This is a genomic window from Erysipelothrix tonsillarum DSM 14972 (genome assembly GCF_000373785.1).
Taxonomy (GTDB): Bacteria; Bacillota_I; Bacilli_A; order Erysipelotrichales; family Erysipelotrichaceae; genus Erysipelothrix; species Erysipelothrix tonsillarum.
This window is the reverse complement of record NZ_KB892377.1, coordinates 58,197-80,367: the sequence shown is the minus strand read 5'-3', so window position 1 is coordinate 80,367 and position 22,171 is coordinate 58,197. Positions and strand designations below refer to the sequence as shown.

Genomic DNA, 22,171 nt, shown 5'->3' with positions numbered 1-22,171 from the left:
ATTTAATCGGAGTATAATTCTTGTTAAATTAGGGATACCTAATTATGCTAGGAGGTCATTTTATGGCTATTTCACAATCATTATTATCTGATTTTAAATCAGAATATCAAAAGAATCAGGCTGCACGAACATTGGAAAATGCGGTAACACACAGTGGCATCCACGATATCGCTGTTGATCATACATTAGCAACACGCTACCCAGATGCATTTTCAGTTCAGGCTAAGGGCGGCCAAATCACAAACCAAAAGGCAAGCGGTCGCTGCTGGATGTTTGCATCTCTCAATACCATGCGTGCTGATGTGCTTGGATGTTTAAATGTTGATACCTTCGAGTTCTCTGAAAGTTATCCATTTTTCTGGGATAAACTTGAAAAGGCAAACTATTTCTTGGAAAGCATCATCGAAACAAAAGATGAACCAACTGATGGTCGTCTCATCCAACATTTACTCTCAGGTCCAATCCAAGATGGTGGACAATGGGATATGTTTAAAGGGATTCTAGAAAAATATGGTGTCGTTCCAAAAGAAGCAATGCCTGAAACATACCACAGTTCAAATTCCGCATTTATGAATAAAATCATCACTTCTAAACTTCGTGAATTCGCATATGAACTTCGTGAATCAGAACATCCACGCAACAAAGATGAAATGTTATATGAAATTTATCATATTCTTTGCCTCTGCCTTGGTACCCCACCTGAATCTTTCAGTTACGAGTATCATGACAAAGACGGAAATTATAAAAAGATTGATACCATTACCCCTGTTGATTTTATGAACAAATACGTGGGTTGGAATCTAAAAGATAAAGTAAGTATCATTAATGCCCCTACCAAAGACAAGCCTTATGGTAAAGCATTTACAGTCAAGTATTTAGGAACCGTAAAAGAAGCAGATCCAATTAAATATGTTAATGCTCCAAGCCACATCCTTAAAGAAGCTGCCATTGCTCAACTTCAAGATGGCAAACCGGTATGGTTTGGATGTGATGTTGGACAAATGCACGATCGCGTAAATGGAATTATGGCCAAAGATGCATTTGATTTTAAAGGTGTTCTGAATACCGAGCTCAACCTTGATAAAGCAGGTCGTCTTGATTATGGCGATAGCCTTATGACTCATGCCATGGTATTTGTAGGTGTAAACCTTGATGAAAATGGAAAACCAACGCGTTGGAAAGTTGAAAACAGTTGGGGTACAGATCGAAATGCTCGTAAAGGTTATTACACGATGACTGATGAATGGTTCGATGAATACAATTATCAAGTTATGGTTGATAAAAAATATGTACCTAAGGACTATCTTGAAGCCCTTGAAGGAGACGATGTGATCGAACTTGAACCATGGGATCCAATGGGAGCTCTTGCCCTCGTAAAATAAACCAGTAAAAAAAGAGATGCGAGCATCTCTTTTTTTTGTCAATCAGGATCACAATTTTTCAATTATGGTGTGGTAATCACAATTACATTATCTTCTTTACATAATTTCGCATCACCGCGAGCCATCGTCGAACATCCTTGGGTTTGGTTGAAACCACGAGATAAGTTATAATCTTTCTCAATAACTCTTTGAATCAGACCATCTAAAGGAGAAGACTTCACTTCAAGATATTCTATATTATCCCCTTGATAATGACAATATCCCGTCGTAATAAATACACTTTCATAAAAATTATTTGACGAACAAGCAGGATTAAAATAAATACTTTCCGTTAGATGTGACTTTGTATAATCCACCGTTTCATCAACAGATATCGTTGGTCTAACATACGAAAACACGGCTGATGAAATTAAGTAGAAAACCATAACATAGCGCAAAGTATAGCCGACTCGATTAAAACGAGTGTCGGACTTAATGATGACATTAGACAAGCGCCATACATAAGTCGCAAGAAGCATCATCGTAACAACAATAACCGGTTTTATCGATGGCTGTAAGAATAGCAGTGAGATGATTAGTAGAACTAAAGCCATGGATAAAAGCTTAATGCTCGATCGTTCACGGATTGGAGTTTGAACAATCGTTTCAGTATTCTTTAGATAATAGGTACCCACAATCCACTTATGACCAGTATGTAAAAACCAAAATAATGTGATTATAAACAACATAAAATATCCATTTTTTCCAAATGCCGATACATACCCTAGTCCATAGCTCGAACTCTCAAATGCCTTGGGCGCCAACATATAAAGCTGACACAAATACATAATACCCAGTACCAAATCACATTTTATATTTCCTCGAAAAAAACGTTTAAATTCCCGCTGTTGTGTTGTATCATCGGTATATAATTCATATCCACGATCGCCAATATAAACACTTAAAAAACCAAATGATGTCACATAATCCAAATCGAATGATTCAAAAAAATTACGAACACTACTATTTTCATTTTTAGATGTATTATGATTAAACAAACCGCGATTTGTATCCAAAACAACATAACACTGCTTGTCGCGATAGTATTCTGGATCTACACGTTTAAATATCATCATAAATCCGCAAGCAAACATAATTCGATAACCGGTTTGAAGCATTTCATTACAGTAATCTTCTAATGGAATTTGATCCATCCAACGCAATGGTTTAAATTTTATTTTCATAAAGTTCCCCTCTTACTTTATTGAGTATTCATTCATAATCTTCACAACACTTTGAAGTCGTTCGTGTTCAAGATGGTACATTTGCATTCCCTTTGCGGTAATTTCATACTTTCGCATGCGCCCTGTTCTTGAAATCTCTACGATCCAACCTTCCGCTTCAAATCGGGCCAAAATCGTATATAACGTTCCAGGTCCCATTTTGATACGTTGTTGCGTTACGTGTTGCGCGAAATCGACAATTTCCGTACCACATTTCGCGCCCTCTTTAAGTGCCAACAGTACGAAGAGCATCGGTTCTGTTAATGGTTTCATACGCCTCCTGTATCGATGTTTCTTGCAATATCGTATATCGATATCGTACCTCAATATTACCCGGAGTACAAGAAGAAAAAAATAAAATAAAAACGTATCTTATGATACGTTTTTATTCAACAGTCACTGATTTTGCGAGATTACGCGGACAATCAATGTCACAGCCACGCTGTTTAGCACTGTAGTATGCAAACAGTTGATGGACAATAATCGATACAAGTGGCATTAAATCTTCCGATACACTCGGAATAAGCACAACATGTTCAACTAATGACTGCAATTCTTTATCATTTGTTATTAATAAAATCTGACCCGAACGCGCTTGAATTTCTTGGAGATTGCTGATGGTCTTGTCTTTTGTTTTAGACTGCGTTAGCGTGATTACCGACAGCACCTTAGGATCAATTAACGCCAGCGTTCCATGTTTCAATTCTCCCGCAGGATAGGCATCACTTATGATATAGGCAACTTCTTTCAATTTAAGTGACGCTTCAATTGAAGTTGTGTAATCCAAACCACGACCCAAAAAGAACACGGATGAAATATCATCATAATTCTTCGCCAATGCTTCAATTACATCTTGAGATTGCAGCACTTCATGTTGGGCCTCCACACACTCCATGAGCGACACCAACGCTTGATGCGGATGCGTCCCTTCTTGAAGCATTAATGACACCAAATATAGAAGCGTTATTTGTCCCATATAAGCCTTCGTACTTGCAACCGCTTTTTCAAAGACGGCACAAGTATATAGACAGACATCCACTTCACGGGCAATCGAAGACCCTTGCGTATTCACAATACCCATGGTTTTAACGCTTTCCGCCGCCAACATACGTAAACAAGCGAGGCTATCAGCTGTTTCCCCACTCTGTGAGATAAACAGCACACAATCTTCGTCTGTTAGCGTTAGTGGGTGATATCGAAATTCACTTGCGATATGGGTCGTCACGCGATAACGCGTATGCGTTTCTATCCATTGTTTAGCACACATGCCAGCATAGAGGGCAGTCCCACATCCAATTATATGAATGGTTCGAATACCTTTGAAAAAATCACAAGGAATGGGCAATGTTATATTCTTTGTGCCAAACTCATCCGTCTGCGTATATGTACGAAGTGTTCGTTTGACCACGTCGGGTTGCTCATAAATTTCTTTCAACATAAAATGGTCAAATGCTTCCAAATCACTTTGTTCTTGATGCCAGTTTGCAAAATGAATTGTTTTATTCACTAACTCATTACTTTGTGGTCCGAAAACCTCAAAATTATTCGCTTCAATGCGCACGATTTCTTTATTTTCTAACAATACATATTCATTCGTATAACTTAAAATGGGGGACATATCAGAAGCCAAAAACATTTCATGTTTTCCAATACCAATACACAACGGACTCCCGTGCCGCACACCATAAATAACATTCGGTTCATCTGCGAACAAGATGGCAAATGCGTAACTTCCTACAATTCGATCACACAACATTTGGATGGCTAATCGATTTGACGATGCCTGCGTTTTAAGATAATCCAAATATTTTGCTGCAACTTCGGAATCCGTCTCTGAAGTAAACCGATATCCTTCCCTCAACAGTTCGTCTTTTAGTTCTACATAATTCTCGATAATACCATTATGAACCAGTACCACTTGCTCCGTTCCATGAGGATGTGCATTTTTTCGAGAAGCACTCCCGTGGGTAGCCCAACGCGTATGCCCAATCCCACATCCTGGATTTCGTTCTTGTACTGTTTTCAACAAAGGTTTAAGATTTTTAATTTTTCCTTGCTCTTTAAAAACCTTCAACTGATGTTTCTCGTGGACTGCTAATCCAACCGAATCATAACCACGATATTCTAAGTGGGATAATCCCACAGTTAAAACGTCGACAGCGTTGCGCATGCCAACATAACCTACGATTCCACACATATTATATTGTCTCCTATTAATTAGATTATGGCCGATAAGGGATTTGTATTATTTGTCCTTATCTTACGATTCCATATAACCGAAGAGGCATCCGCCGAAATCTCGATTCTCCTCTTTCCTCGTCGCTCAATTGAGCCAGGCGCTTTTTAAATTTCTACTCCATTACCTCCTTTCTCACTCAATTTTAACACAATCTTTTTTATCCTAATGATTTTTTTTCTTAAACAACTTATCTGCGTATTTCTGCATAAATGAAAACTTAATCGTTCTTTGTGTTTTATCGGTAAGAGTTTGCTATAATGAGTCTATTGTAATTTTGGAGGTTGCGGTATGTCTTATTTTAATTTTATGGGGCATGATATTTTTTATGAAGAAATCGGAATGGGAGATCCTCTTATTTTCCTTCATGGTAATGCATCATCATCTGATGTGTTCAAGCCCATCATTGATTTTTATAAAGATGATTTTAAAGTTGTTCTTATTGATTATTTAGGTTATGGAAAATCTGAGCAAATCGATGCCTTCCCCCTCGATATTTGGGCTTATGAGGCAGCACAAGTTCTAGAACTCATTCACTTAAAAGATTATCGCGATGTAAAATTGGTTGGTATGAGTGGTGGTGCAATTGTTGCGGTTAATATCGCCTTAAAAGAACCTGAACGTATCCACAAAATCATTGCAGACAGTTTCCAAGGTGAAGCGTCCACACCACAATTTTTAGAGTCATTAGAAAAAGAGCGGAAGAAATTGCTTTCAAGCATTCCCGGAAAGCTTAATCTCCGCAGAATCCACGGTAAAAAATGGTATTCGATGGTAGTCAATGAAACTGATTCAATTTTAAAATTTGGGAATAAACCTTATTTTAATGATGATTTGAGTAAGTTGCGAACACCCCTACTTTTGACCGGTTGCAAAGATGATCAGCGACTACGCAAAAGTCATTATATTCAAATTTATAACTGTTTATTAAAAAAAGTTCGGCACACATCCATCTACCTCTTTAAAAACGGTAAATATCCTGCCGTCATCGCACATCCCGAATCATTTTCTGATCTTGCTTATCATTTCTTCGATGATGACGATACCATTCAAATCTATAAAGTAGAATAATAAAAATCAGCGCATGCGCTGATTTTTATTTAAAAACTTTAACTTTTCCTTTAACATCTTGTAATGTTTTTGGTTGAACTTCATCAATAGCTTTACCAAATGGCATTTGTGCTACAAGTTTCCAATTAGCTGGAATCTCGAAGGTTTCTGCAGCAACAGCATCGACAAGTGGATTATAGTGTTGAACTGATGCGCCTAGACCTGCTCCAGCTAGTGCAGTCCATGTCACCAGTTGTAACATTCCGTTTTCTTGTTCTGCCCAAATTGGAAAATTATCGGCATAAAGTGAAAACTGCTCTTGAAGTCCCTTAACAACATCAGTATCAATATAATAAAGAATGGTCCCTTGACCTTGTTTGAAACTTTCTAATTTAGCAACCGTATTTTCAAATCCTGCTTCAGGAGCAACTTTGCGTAATTCCTCACGTGTTAAATCCCAAAATGTATCACTGTTTTTTCCAAACAAAACAACTGCTCTCTGTGTTTGAGCATTAAATGCCGATGGCGTATGTTGTACGGATGCTTCGACAAGTTCCACCACTTCTGCTTCCGTTAAGACTTCTTCTTTCGACAATCCATAACGTGAACGTCTTAATTCTAAATCTTCAAATATTTTAGTCATGACTTTTACCTCCTGGGTCACTATGTTTTACGCTTTCTATTATATAGTCATCGACTATGTTACTTCAAACCTTTTGCCCTAAAGTTGTTTGTGTAATTTACCAATATATGAACTAGTCTGGTAAATGTAGATTTTAGAAATGGAATGGTGTAAAATGAGTAAAGAACTAGGAGGAATTGATTATGATGAAATTAGTTGTAGTTCGTCACGGTGAAAGTGAATGGAACAAAAAGAACCTCTTTACTGGATGGGCTGACGTAGAACTTTCAGAAAAAGGTGTAGAAGAAGCTAAACTTGGTGGACGTATGCTTAAAGAAGAAGGTTACGATTTTGATATCGTTTATACTTCATATTTAAAACGTGCAATCCACACTATGGATAATATCTTGAACGAAATGGAACGTACATGGTTACCAATCGTTAAAGATTGGAGACTCAACGAACGTCACTACGGTGCGTTACAAGGTCTTGATAAAGCTGAAACAGCTGCTAAATACGGTGAAGAGCAAGTATTGATTTGGAGACGTTCATTTGATGTGAAACCTCCAGAATTGGAAGCAACAGACGAACGTGCACCCCGTAATATGGAAGCATACCGTACCGTTGAAGATAAAGATGTATTACCACTTCACGAATCATTAAAAGAAACAATCGAACGTGCTGTTCCTTACTTTGAAGAAACCATTAAACCTCAAATGTTAGATGGAAAACGTGTTCTTATTGTTGCGCATGGTAACTCATTACGTTCACTTGTTAAATATTTTGACAATATGAGTGATGAAGAAATCATGAAGGTAAACATTCCTACAGGTGTTCCTTTGGTTTATGAATTTGATAATGACTTCAATGTCTTAGACAAATACTACCTCGGCGACCAAGAAGCTTTAAAAGCTAAAATGGAAGCTGTAGCTAACCAAGGTAAAGCTAAATAATCTAAAAAACGAGTTAAACTCGTTTTTTTTTATGCTTCGCTTCAGTTATAAGGCTAGTTTATTAGTTCAGATTTTTGTACAATAGTTATAGACTTTGGAGGTAATTATGAAAAAAAATGATATAGGTGTTATTGGATTAGCTGTTATGGGGTCAAACCTAGCCCTAAACATGGCTGATCATGGATATAATGTTTCGATTTATAATCGTACATATGCGGTAGGTCAGAAAGTAATCCAAGAAAACCCACATGAAAATTTAAGCCTATTTGAAACCTTAGAAGATTTTGTAAGTTCTCTTGAAGCACCACGTAAAATTATTCTCATGGTTAAAGCCGGTGCAGCCGTTGATAAAGTTATCGAAAACTTAATTCCTTTACTCAACAAAGGCGATATTATCATGGATGGTGGAAACTCAAATTTCAAAGATACGATTCGTCGCACACAAGAAATTGAAGCACTCGGGTTCCGCTACTTAGGTGTTGGTATCTCTGGTGGTGAAGAAGGTGCACGTTTCGGCCCAGCAATCATGCCAGGCGGAAGTAAGGATGCTTATCAATACGTATCCGCAATCTTAGAAGATATTTCGGCTAAAGCACAAGGTGAACCTTGTTGTACTTACATCGGTGAAAATGGTGCCGGACATTACGTTAAAATGGTTCATAACGGTATTGAATATGCAGACATGCAGTTGATTGCCGAAAGTTATGCCATTTTAAAACACGTTGGCGGCTTTACCAATGAAGAACTTGAACAAATCTTTAGCGATTGGAATCAAGGCGAATTAGATAGCTTCTTGATTGAGATTACGGCACAGATTTTTGGGGAGATTGATCCAAGTACAGGCAAGCACATGGTTGATGTCATTTTAGATACTGCTGCTCAAAAAGGGACCGGTAAATGGACCGCTGAGGAAGCCTTAAACACTGGCACGGATGCATCCCTACTTGCTTCTGCTGTTTTTGCTCGTTTTATATCCGCCAAAAAACAAGAGCGTGTTCAAGCACAAGAAATTCTAAACTATGAAGCACCTCATATACAATTAAACGATCGGGAAGAATTTATCGAACAAGTTCGACAAGCCCTCTATGCAAGTAAAATTATTGCCTATGCTCAAGGCTTTGACTTAATGAAAAATGCCTCCATTGAATATGGATGGGATTTAGACTTCGGTGCAATCGCGAAAGTATTCCGAGAAGGATGCATCATCCGAGCTAAGTTCTTAAATCGAATCACCGATGCATACACCGTAAATCCTGCACTCCAAAACTTAATGTTAGACGCTTCCTTTAAAGAAAGCTTACTTGATTATCAAGGCAGCTTGCGCGATGTTTGTGGTCTCGCAATCCAAGCTGGAATCAGTGCCCCAGCATTTACCAATGCCATCAGCTATTTTGATGCTTATCGTAATGGTCGCTCAAATGCAAACTTGATTCAAGCGCAACGTGATCTCTTTGGCGCTCACACTTTCGAACGTGTTGATAAAGAAGGTAGTTTCCACCACGAATGGAATCCAACAAATGAAGCAAAATAATCATATTGTTGCCATTTTTGGTGGAACGGGTGACTTAACCTACCGAAAACTTCTTCCTGCATTCTATAACTTACTTGAAACAAACAGCCTGCCAAACGGCTTTAATCTTGTTATCATTGGGCGCCAATCACTTACCACGCAAGCGTACCACGAGCTCATCAAACCTTGGCTTCGTGAGCAAGCGCGGTTTGCCGTCAAAGATGAAACCCTCGATCACTTTTTAAGTTTTGTTTCTTACTTTGAGATGACTTTTACTGAAGATGAAGGCTACCCCCGATTAAAACGTTTTTTTGAATCCTTGGACCCTAAGGCACAAATTCTTTATTATTTTGCTGTAGCACCTTCATTCTTTGAGACCATTGCATGCAAGCTCAATCAACATCATCTTGTTGCTCAAAGCAAAGTCATTATTGAAAAACCATTTGGAAATGATTTAAAATCTGCGGTACACATTAATGACACCTTAACTCAAATTTTCGATGAAGATCGCATTTTCCGAATCGATCACTACGTCGCTAAAGAAATGGTTCAAAATATTTTCACCATCCGCTTCTCCAATATGATTTTTGCGGACAGCTGGAATGGTGCATCCATCAATAACATTCAAATCAGTGCGGCGGAGACCGTAGGAGTTGAAAATCGTGGTAATTATTATGACCACACGGGTGCTTTAAAAGATATGTTTCAAAACCACTTGTTACAACTTTTATCTATCGTATTAATGGACGAACCGAATCATTTTACCGCAACCGAAATTCATCGTGAACAAGAGACGGTACTTGAAAGTCTCTATATTAATGACTTCACGAAAGACATCGTCTACGGACAATATCAAGCGCAAGATGATTCGAAATCCTATACAGATGAAGATAAAGTGGACAACCATTCCACGACCGAAACGTATGTAGCTTTAAAACTCGCATCATCGTTACCAAAATGGAATGATACACCCATTTATATTCGGACTGGAAAACGGATGCATAAACGAGCAACTGAAATTATCATAGAGTTCAAACCAAAAGAAAACGAACAACCTAATGTTTTGATTATCAAGGTGCAACCGGACGAAGGCGTCTACCTTCGCTTCAATATTAAAAAACCTGGCCAAACTCATGAGAATCAAACTGTATTCATGGATTTCTGTCAAAGCTGTAATTACGAGAATCGGGAAAATACACCTGAAGCTTATGAACGTTTACTTAAAGCCGCGATGGATGCCGATCAATCGCTCTTTGCAAGTTTTAAACAAGTTCAATTAAGTTGGAGTTTAGTGGAAGATATCCTTGCACATAAAGGAAATCAAAAACCAATGGGTTATCACGCCTATTCATCAGGGCCACTAGCAGCTCAAGATCTTTTAAGGCGAGATGGCAATCAGTGGATTGAAGAACAAGTTATGGGAGAAGTCTTCAATAATAAATTGAATCAAGTTAATTAAGACGAATTCTTCAAAATTAAGTTTCCGAACAAAACCTCTTTACTGAGGCTTTGTTCGGATTTTTTTTTGCTTTCATATAAATCGATGATAATTAGCAAGATTGTATTTATTATTATTGTTTTCACAAACAAATAATATCATTGTAGATATAACTCTAAAATGTTAAGATTTTCACATGAATTATTCTTTGATATAGATTTTATCTATTACAAAGCGATAATATAGAAATTTAGCATTAGTCATTTATCATAATTGGTTTTAGTGTGTAACTGTAAAAGAGAAAGGTTACACACGATACCAACAAAGGAGCGGTATCATGAATTATAATCACATTGAGTATTTTTTAGTTTTAGCACGCACTCAGCATTTCACTAAAGCGGCTGAACTTTTACATATAACACAGCCTACCCTAAGTCACGCGATTTCTAATCTCGAAACTGAATTAAATGTCAGTCTCTTTCAAAGACGGGGAAGAAATGTAGTGTTAACACAATATGGCAAAGAGTTGGTTGGCTATTTTGAACGTTCAATGTTCATGATTAATGAAGGGGTTGAACATATAGAATCAATGAAGCTGCATCAATCAAGTGTGATTAAAATAGGATTTTTATATACCCTTACTTCAGATTATATCCCTGCATTAATAAATGCCTTTAAATCTGATTATGGTGATAAAAATATTGAATTAACTTTGTTTGAAAGTGATACAAAGACCGGTGAAAGCACACAAGAACTCATTAATGGGCTTAAAAGCGGACGTTTTGATATTATCTTTATAAATAAGATTGATGTTTATGACCAAACACTGGAATACACAAAATTATTTGACCAAGATTATGTTGTGATTGCTAATAAAGAGTCAAAAATTGCGCAATTTGAAACAATTGATCTCAAAGACTTAGCCTCATTTCCGCTTATTCAGTATGCAAACCGTTATGGTACACGAAATGAAATTGTCTCACTATTTGCTACAATTGGAGTTCAACCCAATATTATTGCCGATATTGATGATGAGTTATCGATTGCATCGCTAGTCAAACTAAATTACGGTTATTCAATTACCCCTATTAAAAAATTCTATGATACTGACGATTTAATCATTCGCCCTATTTGCAATCCTAAGAACAAGCGCTCAATTTATTTAGGCGTCCATAAAACGCGTAATGATAATAAGATGCTCAATTTATTTATTGATTACATTAAGAATGATTTTCCTTTTAATTATTAGTAGCCTTCTCTAGAAGGAGAAGCAATGAAAAAGAATAAATACAATTTGACAGCTTTCTGTCTTTATATGAACTATTTTGTTCATGGTATTCAAGCAATTATTATTTCCCAAAATGCCGCTTCATTTGCCATTATGTGGTCAACAGATAAAGCAGGCGTTATGGGTGTTATTTCCGCTGTAGGTATTGGGAAATTTATCGTCCTGTTCTTTGCTGGACAATTATCCGACAAATTTGGCCGTAAGCCATTGGTATGTATTGGTATGGCCGGTTATGTATTATTTTTTGGTCTATTACTTGTCAACACCAATATTGCTGTTGCGTCCATCGTTGCATTTATTGCAGGTGCTGCAACCTCATTCCTCGATGCCGCTTCTTATCCTGCTCTAATGGAAATTTATCCGGATAATCCTAGCACTGCATCCGTTATCGTTAAAGGATTTATTGCTGCATCCGGTATGTTATTACCTATTTTTATTGGTTTCCTAACAAACCGTAATTTATGGTTTGGATGGTCAATTATTCTTCCACTAGTTGTGGTAATAATCAATGGAATTATTATGCTTAAAGCGGAATTTCCTGATCATAAAGCAATTGAAAAATCAGCCAAAGAAGATACTACTTCAACACAATTTGTAAATAAACCAAATTACTATGTTGAAGGAATTATTATCATAATTTACGCATTCTTTTGCATGTCTACTTTCTACCTATTCCAACAAGTCGTTACACTTTATGGTACTGATGTCGTAGGAATGTCAGATATGTCAAGTCGTCTATTGACCACCACTTATACATTTGGTGCTTTCGCAGCTGTCTTTGTTACCTCTTTCTTTATGTCTAAAGGCGTACGAGATATGGCATTGCTTGTTGTTTATACAGCCATTTCATCCATTACGTTAATTACAATTTATCTATTCCCAAGTTCGCTTACTTTATCGATTGGGGCTCCCATCATTGGTTTCACGGCTGCAGGTGGTGTTTTACAAATGGGAAATGCAATGCTCTCTCGCTTTTTCCCTGCTGGAAAAGGCAAGAACACGGGAATCTATAATATATTCATGAGCCTTGCTACGTTTGTAATGCCTAAAATCGCGCAAGGTTTGATTTCAACTGACTTTACAAAAGTTATGCTTTTAGACGCAGGTGTGGCTGTTGTTGGTTTTATTTTAATGCTTATTCTTGCTGCGCGTTATAAAAAAGTATTCGGTATCACGAATATCTTTACCCTTGAAGAAAAATAGGAGACTTATATGACGAATATTATAAATGCTAAAACACGTTTACTTGGGTTGCTTGCCGACCCCAGTGAGCACTCAAAATCACCGGATATGTATAATTCTATTTTTCCGGTACATGATTTAAATTATGTATACATGTCGTTCCAAGTCAACCCGGAAACGTTAGCCAATGCGGTAATGGGTATACGTGCTTTAAATTTTGTGGGCGCAAATGTTTCAATGCCCAACAAAGTTGAAGTACTTCAGTATCTTGATGAAGTTGATCCGGTTGCTTCAGTTATTGGCGCGGTAAACTGTATTACAAATAAGAATGGCATGCTTAAAGGTTACAACACGGATGGATTAGGATTTGTTTCAAACTTAAAAGAACATGGCGTTGATGTCACAAATAAAACGATTACTTTAGTTGGTGTTGGCGGTGCAGGAACTGCAGTGGCAGCTCAATCTGCGTTCTCGGGTGCGAAAGCGATTAATATTTTCAACATCAAAGATTCTTCCTTTGAACGTGCCCAAAAATTTGTTCAAAATGTAACTCATGAAACTGGTATTCCGGTTCAACTATTTGATTTAGCGGATGAACAAGCTTTAGCCAATTCCATAGAACAATCTGAAATTCTTATTAATGCAACAGCTGTCGGTATGGGTCGCTTTGAAGGTCAATCGGTTGTAAAAGATGTTAAGCTTTTACGCAGTGATTTGATTGTAGCCGATACAATCTATGACCCCGAAAAGACACAATTGCTTGTGGATGCTGAAAATGCTGGATGTCAAATTATTAACGGTCAAGGCATGCTTAAAAACCAAGGTATCGAAAACTTTAAATTGTGGACCGGTCTACCGATGTATAAAGAATCTAAATAAGGAGTTCTATTATGAATTATAGTTATGTATTATCACCGATTACTATCCGTAATATGCGGCTAAAAAACAGGGTTGTCATGCCACCAATCGGAACAAATTTTGCTAATCTCGATGGTTCAATGTCACCTGAACATTTAAGTTATTATGAACAACGAGCAAAAGGGGGTACTGGCTTAATCATTCTTGAAAATGTCTGTATTGATTATCCTATGGGTACCAATGGAACAACTCAGTTGCGCATGGACAACGATCAATTTTTGCCTGGCTTATTTAAGTTTACTGAGACGATGCATAAATATGGTGCATGTTGTTCTGTTCAAATTAATCATGCTGGTGCATCGGCTTACCCATTACGTTTAGAAGGGCAACAGCAAGTTTCTGCTTCTAACATCCCCTCTAAGACCGGTGGAAACATCCCTCGCCCCCTCACACAAAGCGAAATAAAGGCAATTGTCGGTAAGTATGCAGAAGCCGCAAATAGAGCTCAGCGAGCCGGATTTGATGCGGTAGAGATTCACGCAGGTCACTCCTACCTACTCAGTCAGTTTCTCTCCCCTTTGACCAATGATCGAACCGATCAATATGGTGGAAGTAAAGAGAATCGTGCTCGTTTCGCTCGTGAAGTTGTTGAGGCAATTCGAGTAGCGGTGGGACCCCGTTTTCCAATTATGTTACGTTTTAGTGCTGATGAATTTCTAGATGGTGGAAACACCCTTGCCGACACACTTGAGTTATTGGACTATTTTGTAGAAGAAATTGATATTCTTGATGTATCGTGTGCACTAAACGATAGTCTTTTTTATCAGATTGACGCCATGAATATGGAAGACGGTTGGCGCGCTTATTTAAGCCAACACGTAAAAAATAAGTTTCCCAATAAAATCACAATTGTTTCCGGTAACATTCGCAGTCCTGAAAGAGCCGATGAAATCATTGCAAATGGAGATTCGGATCTTGTTGCCATGGGTCGTGGTTTGATCGCAGAACCCAATTGGGTTGCTAAGGTCAAGAATAACCAAGTGAGTCAGTTACGTAAGTGTATCTCCTGTAACATTGGTTGTGCCGACCATCGTATTGGAAAAAGCAAACCCATTCGTTGTACCGTAAATCCGGATATCTTTTATGAAGATGAATACACACACAATCCAGTTAAAAACTCAATCAATGTTGCCGTCATTGGTGGCGGTACCGCAGGACTTGAAGCCGCTTGTACCGCAGCGGAAATTGGTTGTAATGTAACACTGTTTGAACGCAACGATAAACTCGGGGGACTCGCTCAGGAAATATGTCAACTTCCCGATAAAAGAAGAATCAAAGACTTCCCCGAGTACCTTATTAATCGTGCAAATGCCTTACAAAATCTTGAAATTAAACTTAATACAGAGGTAACTTCTCCAATGTTTGATGATTTAAATCTCGATATTATTGTGAATGCAACCGGATCAGTTCCCTTACTACCACCCATTAAAGGTTTAATTGAAACATTAGCTGATTCCGAAAAACCTGTTTATTCAATTTTCGATTTAATACATCATATTGATTCATTTAAAGAAACCGAAGGTAAAGATATTGTTGTTGTCGGGGGTGGTGCAGTTGGCTTGGATGTTGCTGAATACTACGCAACGCGTGGTGCTGCACGTGTTACTGTTATTGAAATGCAAAATGAACTCGGTAAAGATTTGGATGTCATCACAAAACTTCACACCATGCACATCTTAAATAAACACTCTGTAATACAAATGGTTGAGACCAAATTAAAAGAAGTTCGCGCGCATGAGTTTATTGTAGAATCAAAAAACAAGGAGATATCCGTTCCATTCGATCTTGGATTTATTTGCTTAGGCATGAAGCCCTATACCCCTGTGCTTGATGATTTATTTGACTATGGGGTCAATCATAATATTGAAATTATGAATATTGGTGACAGCAAACAAGCGCGTCGAATTATTGATGGGACACGAGAAGGTCATAATATTCTTACCATTGCCCATAGAATTGATGAAATGAAATCCCTATGAGAGCAAAAGAGAAACATATAACGGTCCTTGCATTATTTGTAAACTATATTCTTCAGGGAATGGCCGCAATTATTCTATCGCAACATCTTGATAAACTTACAATACAATTAAATACTACCGCTAAGAATATTTCTCTTGTTATATCCGCAATCGGATTAGGTCGCGTATTAGTTCTTTATTTAAGTGGATATTTATCTGATAAATATGGTCGTAAAATGATTATCCTATTGGGTATGATTTCCTATATCCTCTTCTTTCTCGGTATTTTACTCAGTACCCATATCTTATCTGCTGCATTTTTCGCGCTTTTCGCAGGATTTGCAAATGCTTTTCTTGATACGGGAACCTACCCGGCAATTGCTGAGATATATCCAGAACATGCAGGTAGCATCAGTGTATTTAATAAAGCATTTATTTCCATCGGTCAATTTATACTGCCCTTCTTAGTAAGTTATTTTATCTCTAATGATATTTACTATGGCTACTCATTTATACTTTGTATCGTGATTGCAGTCGTCAATTTAATCGTGGTATGGTTTTGTAAATTTCCAAAAGATCGTCAATGTAACAATACACAATCGATATCTGCCCCAACATTTACAAAATCTCAACCAAGTCTAAAAAAAGAAGGCATCGCATTATTTATCCTTGGATTTACGATTGTAACGCTGTTTAATATTATCGTATGGTGGCTTCCCGAATATGCGATTCAATTAGCCGGCATGGAACGTGAAGCGGCATTAACACTCGTTTCATCCTACAGCCTTGGGTCCTTTATTTCAGTATTTATTACTGCTTATATTTCGAAAAAAACGAAGGCAAACGATAAAATACTCTTGATTTGTTCCACAATCACCCTCTTTATTCTAATCCTCATTGTATGCATACCTACTCCACTTATTTGCAAGTTAGGGGCATTCGGTATTGGTATCTTTGCAGCAGGAGGTATTTGGCAGTTAGCTCTTGCGATTATGTTAGCATTTTTTCCTAGTCGCAAAGGAAAAGCCACAAGTATTTATACGATGGCCACAAGCATTTCAGTTATGATCTGTCCTTACCTTACAGGTCTTATCGCGGATATTAACATTCGCTACGTCATGATTTTTAATGTCTCGGTCGCAATCATAAATTTAGTTTGTGTTGCATATGTATATAAACGTTATAATGAAGTCTTCTAAATATTAAGACACGGTTTACACCGTGTTTTTTTTATTTACTCGTGTTATCATTCTTGATATTTGTCGAAAATGCGTCTAATAATGTCCCATTTCAGCTTTTTTTTACGATTTAATGCACTCTTTAACCTTAATCTGTTGGATTAAATAACATTTTGTGAATTATAGATTCATAATCACAAAATTGTAGCGCGTCATATTATGAACTAATATACGAGTATACATCGAAAGGAGCTTTATATGAGAAAATATAAAGTAATTATTTGGGGTCTAGGCAGCGTTGGTCGTTACGCTGTAAAGATGATCCAAGAAAAACAATCATTAGAACTTGTTGCCGCAATCGACACAGATCCATCAAAAGTTGGGAAAGATGCGGGTTCCATTTTTGGCTTTAAAGAATCCGGCATCATCGTTACCGATGATATTGATGCTGCTCTCGCATTAGATGCAGACGTTGTGCTTACATATTTACCGAATATGCGAACACCGGGTGATCTACGCCCAACGGGTTTTGTACCCAATGCAGAAAATATCTGTAAAGCGCTCAACGCCGGAAAAAATGTAATTTCACCTTTACCTGTTTATCATATGCATGAAACAGCACCAGAAATCTATAAAATGGTTCACGAATGCGCGTTAAAAAATGGAGTTACCTACACTCAACAAGGAATTTTCCCAGGTTTATTCACACCTTACCTACCCATTGTTGCATCTTCCATGTGCGGACGTGTCGACAAGATTATTGTTCATGGGGGTCAAGATGATCAACTTAACACATCCCCTTGGGTTCAAGTATTTGGGTATGGTAAAACGATTGAATCCTTTAATGGTGATGTGTTGAAAGACATCATTACATCATACTACGGTCCAACAGCGATGGTTCTCGCTGAACAAGCAAACATCGATTACGATACTTATGAAGAAGAACATGTGATTCATACAGCAACAATGCCGCTAGATCCACCTTGTGGTCATGTTGATGTTGGAACGATTAGTGGTCATGAATTCATTATGAAATGTATGAAAGATGGCGTCGAAGTAACTGGCTTCCATTTTGTACATAAGGTTTGTGATGATTTACAAAAAGAACCGATTATGTATGATGGTTATCATATTGAAGGTGAACCTACTCTTGATATTCGTATCGAAGGTATGATCCCTAATGACGAACCTTTTTCTTCAAGTACGGCACCCAGCGTAAATTTAATTCCAATGGTGGTTAATGCTGAACCTGGATTCTTAAAAGCACTCGATCTTCCTGCAACAAAACCAATTAAATAAAACAAAACCCCTTTTCTTCAAGGGGTTTTTAATACCTACAAACTCAGTTATACTATCTATAGAGGTGATCATATGTATAGACTCTTCACAGCTTCAGACCAGCGTAAACGCGAAATATTATTGGATGTCGCAAACAAGACCGATAACTGTAAAGTTTCGCCACGGCATTATCATCGTTTGGTTCATGAATTAAATCAGGATCTGCAAGCTATTGGTTTTCACTATGAAATTGATCCCTATACTAAAAATTGGAAAGATATCCCCCTTCCCCACTATCAATTACGTATTATCCAAAGTCAGTTAGCAGATTTTTATGGTAAAAATAGTGAATCATTTATGGTCTTCAAACTAATCTTTGAAAGTTATCTCAAAAATGAGCCAATCACTGTTCAAGATTGTGCGAAAACGTTATATATTTCAAGTAAAGCTGTATATAGAGCAATTCAAAAATTTAATGATATTCACCACGAAGTTCATTTTTCCCTCATCTTGGAACACAAACGCATTGTCGTACAAGGAAATTTATTTAATGTTTATTATCATTTTACCGCTTATTATAATTATTACTATAAATTTACAGGGAATTCCCTCGAATTAAATGCTACAACAATCCAATTTATTCCTTTTGGTGAACATTGTCAAACTGTAATCAGCGATTCATTAAGAGATTGTTTGGATCCAATTTTCTCGCCTTTAAAACCGAAAACATATTTACCCACTATTGTTTGTTTATTCTTCGAACAAAAATCAAAAGATACACGGTTCCTTATGAAAAAAATTGATCAAGAAGTCCATGCACATGATCTCTTCCTTCACGATTTTTTAGGTAAATTTTACGATGCACTCATTGATACAATTGAATTACGACCCAAAGCAGAACAGATGGCTATTATGTTCATCACATACGAACTACGACATGAAATATATTTTAAACCAACTTTAATAAGTGAAGACTCAAATAAAGTAACTCGAATCCAGCGTATTAAATTTTTTACCGAAAACTTTATCAAAGACAACAATGGAAAATATCGTAATTTAATCGATGACGATTTCATTGAACTCATCTATTATTTAGAACCTTACTACAGCAGAAAAACAAAACCTCTACGTATCTGCATAAAATTTTCAGAATCTTTAAGTGCTGGACCATACTTTCAAAAAGAACTCAGACATATTTATAACAATACCATTATTATATTTGTCTACAATCCATTATATTGCGATGTTCTTATTACAGATATCCCAGATTTAAAACATCCAAACAAGATTTTTATCAGTCCCGTTAACGTATTTACTCAAGACGATCGCATTAGTATCCACCACCAAATCGTCGAATCCATCTTGAAGGTGAATTCAGACCAGTAATCATTAAAAATCATTTTGGTAATTTTTCTTTAAAATGTCCCGGTGACATTCCCATATATTTCTTAAAAACAATACTAAAGTATCGCTGGTCTTTATATCCTACGCTTTGAGCAACTTCATAAATGCGAACGGATGTATCCATTAACATTTCACATGCTTTGCGTATTCGATATACTGTTAAATATTCATGGAAACTATAGTCGGTTTCTTCTCGAAATAAACGACTTAAATAGCTCTCTGAAACGTTAAAGTAGTCTGCCGTATCGCTAATACTAATATCTTTTTGATAATTGCTCCGAATAAATTCCATTACACCTATCAGCTTTTCATGTTTGCTATTATTACTCGTTGATAAGTATTTATCAATTGATTCAATCATCTCATTTTGATGAGTAGATTGATGCCCTGCTACAATCTGTAGATTCTTAACGGTCTGTTTGGCTCTTCTTATTGCAGTTTCAAATTGCTCATCAGAGAAAGGTTTGAGAAGATAATCTATTGCTCCTAATTTAATGGCATGTTGCGCGTACTCAAATTCATTAAATGCAGTTAGCACTATAAAAACTGCATCTTGTTTTTCAAGAACACATTCCATCATTTCGATTCCGGACATCTTGGGCATTTTAATATCCGTAATGATAATATCCGGTTTGAGTCTTAGAATTAAATCTAATCCATCTTTACCATTTTCTGCTTCTCCGATGACTTTACAGTCATAATCTTTCCACGGAGTGGTCATTACAAGACCTCTACGAACTGTTGCTTCATCTTCTACAATCACAATTCTAAACATCGCTTTCACCTCTCACTTTCAGGGGTATTCTAATGAAAATTACGGTTCCTTTACCGACTTCACTACTCCAACGTAAACCATAGGAAGGACCATAATAAAGTTTTATGCGTCGATCAACATTTTTTAATCCAATACTCTTGCTGTCCTCTTTAAGATAACGGCTGAGTCTAGCATCATTTCCCACACCATTATCAGCTACTGACAAGTATAGATGTTGGGTTCCCGTCCATACGTTTATTTCAATAATTCCATCCTTGTCTAATGGTTCGATTCCATGAATAATTGCATTTTCTACAAGTGGTTGGAGAATTAATTTTGGAATAATGTATTGCTCAATCCCTTCTTGGATACCTGAAACATACTGAAGTCTTTCACCATATCTTATTTTTTGAATATTTATGTAACTTTCAACAAATCGTATCTCTTCTGAAACCGGGACAAGTGTTGTTTTGGTATCCATGCTTCCCTGTAACAAAACACCGAGTTCCGCGACCATAAACGCTACATCATCAACTTCATTGAGCTTCGCCTTCCACTTTATTGAATCTAACGTATTGTATAAAAAATGAGGATTAATCTGTGACATTAAGGATTTAATTTCTGCTTGTCTCAATAAATCTTGTTTTTCTAAATCCTGTTCATGATAATCACTTAAACGTTTGATGAGCTGACGAAATTGATAATTGATCTCTCCAATCTCATCTTCTCGATTTTTATCTAAACTTGACACTATTTTATTATCTGGGTACCCCTTCATTTCTTGTGCTAATTGGACGATAGGTTGAGATATTTTACCTCCAGATATTTTACCTACAACAACAGCACTTATTGCAGCAAAGATCGCCATTATTCCCACAATGATTGAAAGAGTCTTACTTTGATCAATCATCATTTTATTTGGAATCATACCGTAATAAGTTAATCCATAATTACTATTTGATCGTGACAACATCATGTTTGAATCTAACTCTTCTTTCAAACCTCCAGCATTTTCCGGAGAAAATCGATCATAACGAAAGATATTTGTTAGAAAGCTAATAGGACTATTAAAACTCGAATCGTTATAAATAATATCATCATTTGAAGATGCTATTATAAATTGAATATAACCAAATGATGTTCCTTTAACTGTATTAATCATACTTTGTACTAATTCAGTCGATATATCCATAATGATATAGCCTACCACTTCATTTTTATACAATACTGGACGAATCATTGACGTTGATGTAGTGAAGTCACTATTTGTTCTTGTGTAATTAGGATAAAATACAACATCTTTCTCCCCTTCTACAGCTCGATAAATGCCCCATGTTTTGTAATCTGGTAACTTATAGATATCAGGAAGTTCGGCACTTCCATAGCTTTCACCATTTGGTGCAATCACAAACATATTCATCATAGTGCTTCTATTTGCCATAATGCTGTAAATTTTATTATTTATATACGACTTATCTACATCATCAATATGTCCATCCTTCAGCATTTCAATTAATTGAGTATTACGTCCAAGCATATCCAATTCACTACTAAATGAATCAAATGTTGTCCCAATTATTTGATCTACAGAGAGTAACGTCTCCGATAAACGATCTTCAACACTCGCTTTTGTTGTTTTATTGATAAAATAAATTGAAAAAAAACCAAGAATGAGAATTGGAATAGTCGATACCAAAGTGATAATGATGGTTATCTTCTTTTTAAAACTCTTTCTTGGTTTTTGGTTCATTATAATCT

General features: G+C 36.7%; 18 protein-coding genes. 12 read left to right on the top strand and 6 right to left on the bottom strand.

The genetic code is table 11. The annotated features are described in order from the left end of the window. Window positions 1-62 precede the first annotated feature (62 nt). Window positions 63-1,382 carry a C1 family peptidase gene (locus B096_RS0100360; RefSeq protein ID WP_018578794.1) on the top strand — a complete coding sequence of 440 codons (1,320 nt, stop codon included), beginning with the start codon at window positions 63-65 and terminating at the stop codon, window positions 1,380-1,382. A gap of 62 nt (window positions 1,383-1,444) precedes the next feature. Here the strand turns inward: B096_RS0100360 and B096_RS0100355 are convergent, their stop codons facing one another. From B096_RS0100355 to glmS, 3 genes are all read right to left on the bottom strand, one after another. Further along, the gene (locus tag B096_RS0100355) at window positions 1,445-2,605 is read right to left on the bottom strand and encodes a hypothetical protein (protein WP_018578793.1); all 1,161 of its coding nucleotides are present in this window, start codon (window positions 2,603-2,605) and stop codon (window positions 1,445-1,447) included. Window positions 2,606-2,617: 12 nt separating this feature from the next. Beyond that, a complete protein-coding gene (locus B096_RS0100350) occupies window positions 2,618-2,917 on the bottom strand; it encodes a PadR family transcriptional regulator (protein ID WP_018578792.1) in 300 nt (99 codons plus the stop codon). A gap of 112 nt (window positions 2,918-3,029) precedes the next feature. Next, window positions 3,030-4,841: a glutamine--fructose-6-phosphate transaminase (isomerizing) gene (glmS, locus tag B096_RS0100345; RefSeq protein WP_018578791.1), complete on the bottom strand. Its 1,812-nt coding sequence runs from the start codon at window positions 4,839-4,841 to the stop codon at window positions 3,030-3,032. 330 nt (window positions 4,842-5,171) lie between these two features. On the opposite strand from glmS, the gene B096_RS0100340 reads away from it, so the two are divergent. Continuing rightward, entirely contained in the window at window positions 5,172-5,951 is a 780-nt protein-coding gene (locus B096_RS0100340) for an alpha/beta hydrolase (protein WP_018578790.1), read from the top strand. A gap of 25 nt (window positions 5,952-5,976) precedes the next feature. Here the strand turns inward: B096_RS0100340 and B096_RS0100335 are convergent, their stop codons facing one another. Next, window positions 5,977-6,573, bottom strand: a complete 597-nt coding sequence (locus B096_RS0100335; protein WP_018578789.1) for a nitroreductase family protein — start codon at window positions 6,571-6,573, stop codon at window positions 5,977-5,979. 182 nt (window positions 6,574-6,755) lie between these two features. On the opposite strand from B096_RS0100335, the gene gpmA reads away from it, so the two are divergent. The 10 genes from gpmA (at window position 6,756) to B096_RS0100285 (ending at window position 19,641) form a co-directional block, all read left to right on the top strand. Beyond that, window positions 6,756-7,505, top strand: coding sequence for a 2,3-diphosphoglycerate-dependent phosphoglycerate mutase (gene gpmA, locus B096_RS0100330; RefSeq protein ID WP_018578788.1), 750 nt, complete (start codon window positions 6,756-6,758; stop codon window positions 7,503-7,505). A 106-nt stretch (window positions 7,506-7,611) separates the two neighbouring features. Beyond that, window positions 7,612-9,036: an NADP-dependent phosphogluconate dehydrogenase gene (gene gndA / locus B096_RS0100325; RefSeq protein WP_018578787.1), complete on the top strand. Its 1,425-nt coding sequence runs from the start codon at window positions 7,612-7,614 to the stop codon at window positions 9,034-9,036. Beyond that, complete coding sequence (gene zwf / locus B096_RS0100320; protein WP_018578786.1) at window positions 9,023-10,474, top strand: glucose-6-phosphate dehydrogenase; 1,452 nt, start codon at window positions 9,023-9,025, stop codon at window positions 10,472-10,474. The genes gndA and zwf overlap by 14 nt, the downstream gene beginning before the upstream one ends. A 316-nt stretch (window positions 10,475-10,790) precedes the next feature. Next, window positions 10,791-11,702, top strand: a complete 912-nt coding sequence (locus B096_RS0100315) for a LysR family transcriptional regulator (protein WP_018578785.1) — start codon at window positions 10,791-10,793, stop codon at window positions 11,700-11,702. 24 nt (window positions 11,703-11,726) lie between these two features. Further along, window positions 11,727-12,944, top strand: coding sequence for an MFS transporter (locus B096_RS0100310; protein ID WP_018578784.1), 1,218 nt, complete (start codon window positions 11,727-11,729; stop codon window positions 12,942-12,944). A 9-nt stretch (window positions 12,945-12,953) separates the two neighbouring features. Then, the gene (locus tag B096_RS0100305) at window positions 12,954-13,802 is read left to right on the top strand and encodes a hypothetical protein (RefSeq protein ID WP_018578783.1); all 849 of its coding nucleotides are present in this window, start codon (window positions 12,954-12,956) and stop codon (window positions 13,800-13,802) included. Between the two features lie 11 nt (window positions 13,803-13,813). Beyond that, entirely contained in the window at window positions 13,814-15,820 is a 2,007-nt protein-coding gene (locus B096_RS0100300) for an oxidoreductase (protein ID WP_018578782.1), read from the top strand. Continuing rightward, on the top strand, window positions 15,817-16,998 hold the full coding sequence (locus B096_RS0100295; protein WP_018578781.1) for an MFS transporter: 1,182 nt from the start codon (window positions 15,817-15,819) through the stop codon (window positions 16,996-16,998). The genes B096_RS0100300 and B096_RS0100295 overlap by 4 nt, the downstream gene beginning before the upstream one ends. A 237-nt stretch (window positions 16,999-17,235) precedes the next feature. Next, complete coding sequence (locus B096_RS0100290) at window positions 17,236-18,276, top strand: hypothetical protein (RefSeq protein WP_018578780.1); 1,041 nt, start codon at window positions 17,236-17,238, stop codon at window positions 18,274-18,276. A gap of 72 nt (window positions 18,277-18,348) precedes the next feature. Next, window positions 18,349-19,641, top strand: coding sequence for a helix-turn-helix domain-containing protein (locus B096_RS0100285; protein WP_018578779.1), 1,293 nt, complete (start codon window positions 18,349-18,351; stop codon window positions 19,639-19,641). A gap of 10 nt (window positions 19,642-19,651) precedes the next feature. On the opposite strand, the gene B096_RS0100280 is transcribed toward B096_RS0100285, so the two are convergent. Then, entirely contained in the window at window positions 19,652-20,434 is a 783-nt protein-coding gene (locus tag B096_RS0100280) for a response regulator transcription factor (protein WP_018578778.1), read from the bottom strand. After that, a complete protein-coding gene (locus B096_RS0100275; RefSeq protein WP_018578777.1) occupies window positions 20,427-22,163 on the bottom strand; it encodes a cache domain-containing sensor histidine kinase in 1,737 nt (578 codons plus the stop codon). Before B096_RS0100275 ends, B096_RS0100280 begins: the two co-directional genes overlap by 8 nt. Window positions 22,164-22,171 lie beyond the last annotated feature (8 nt).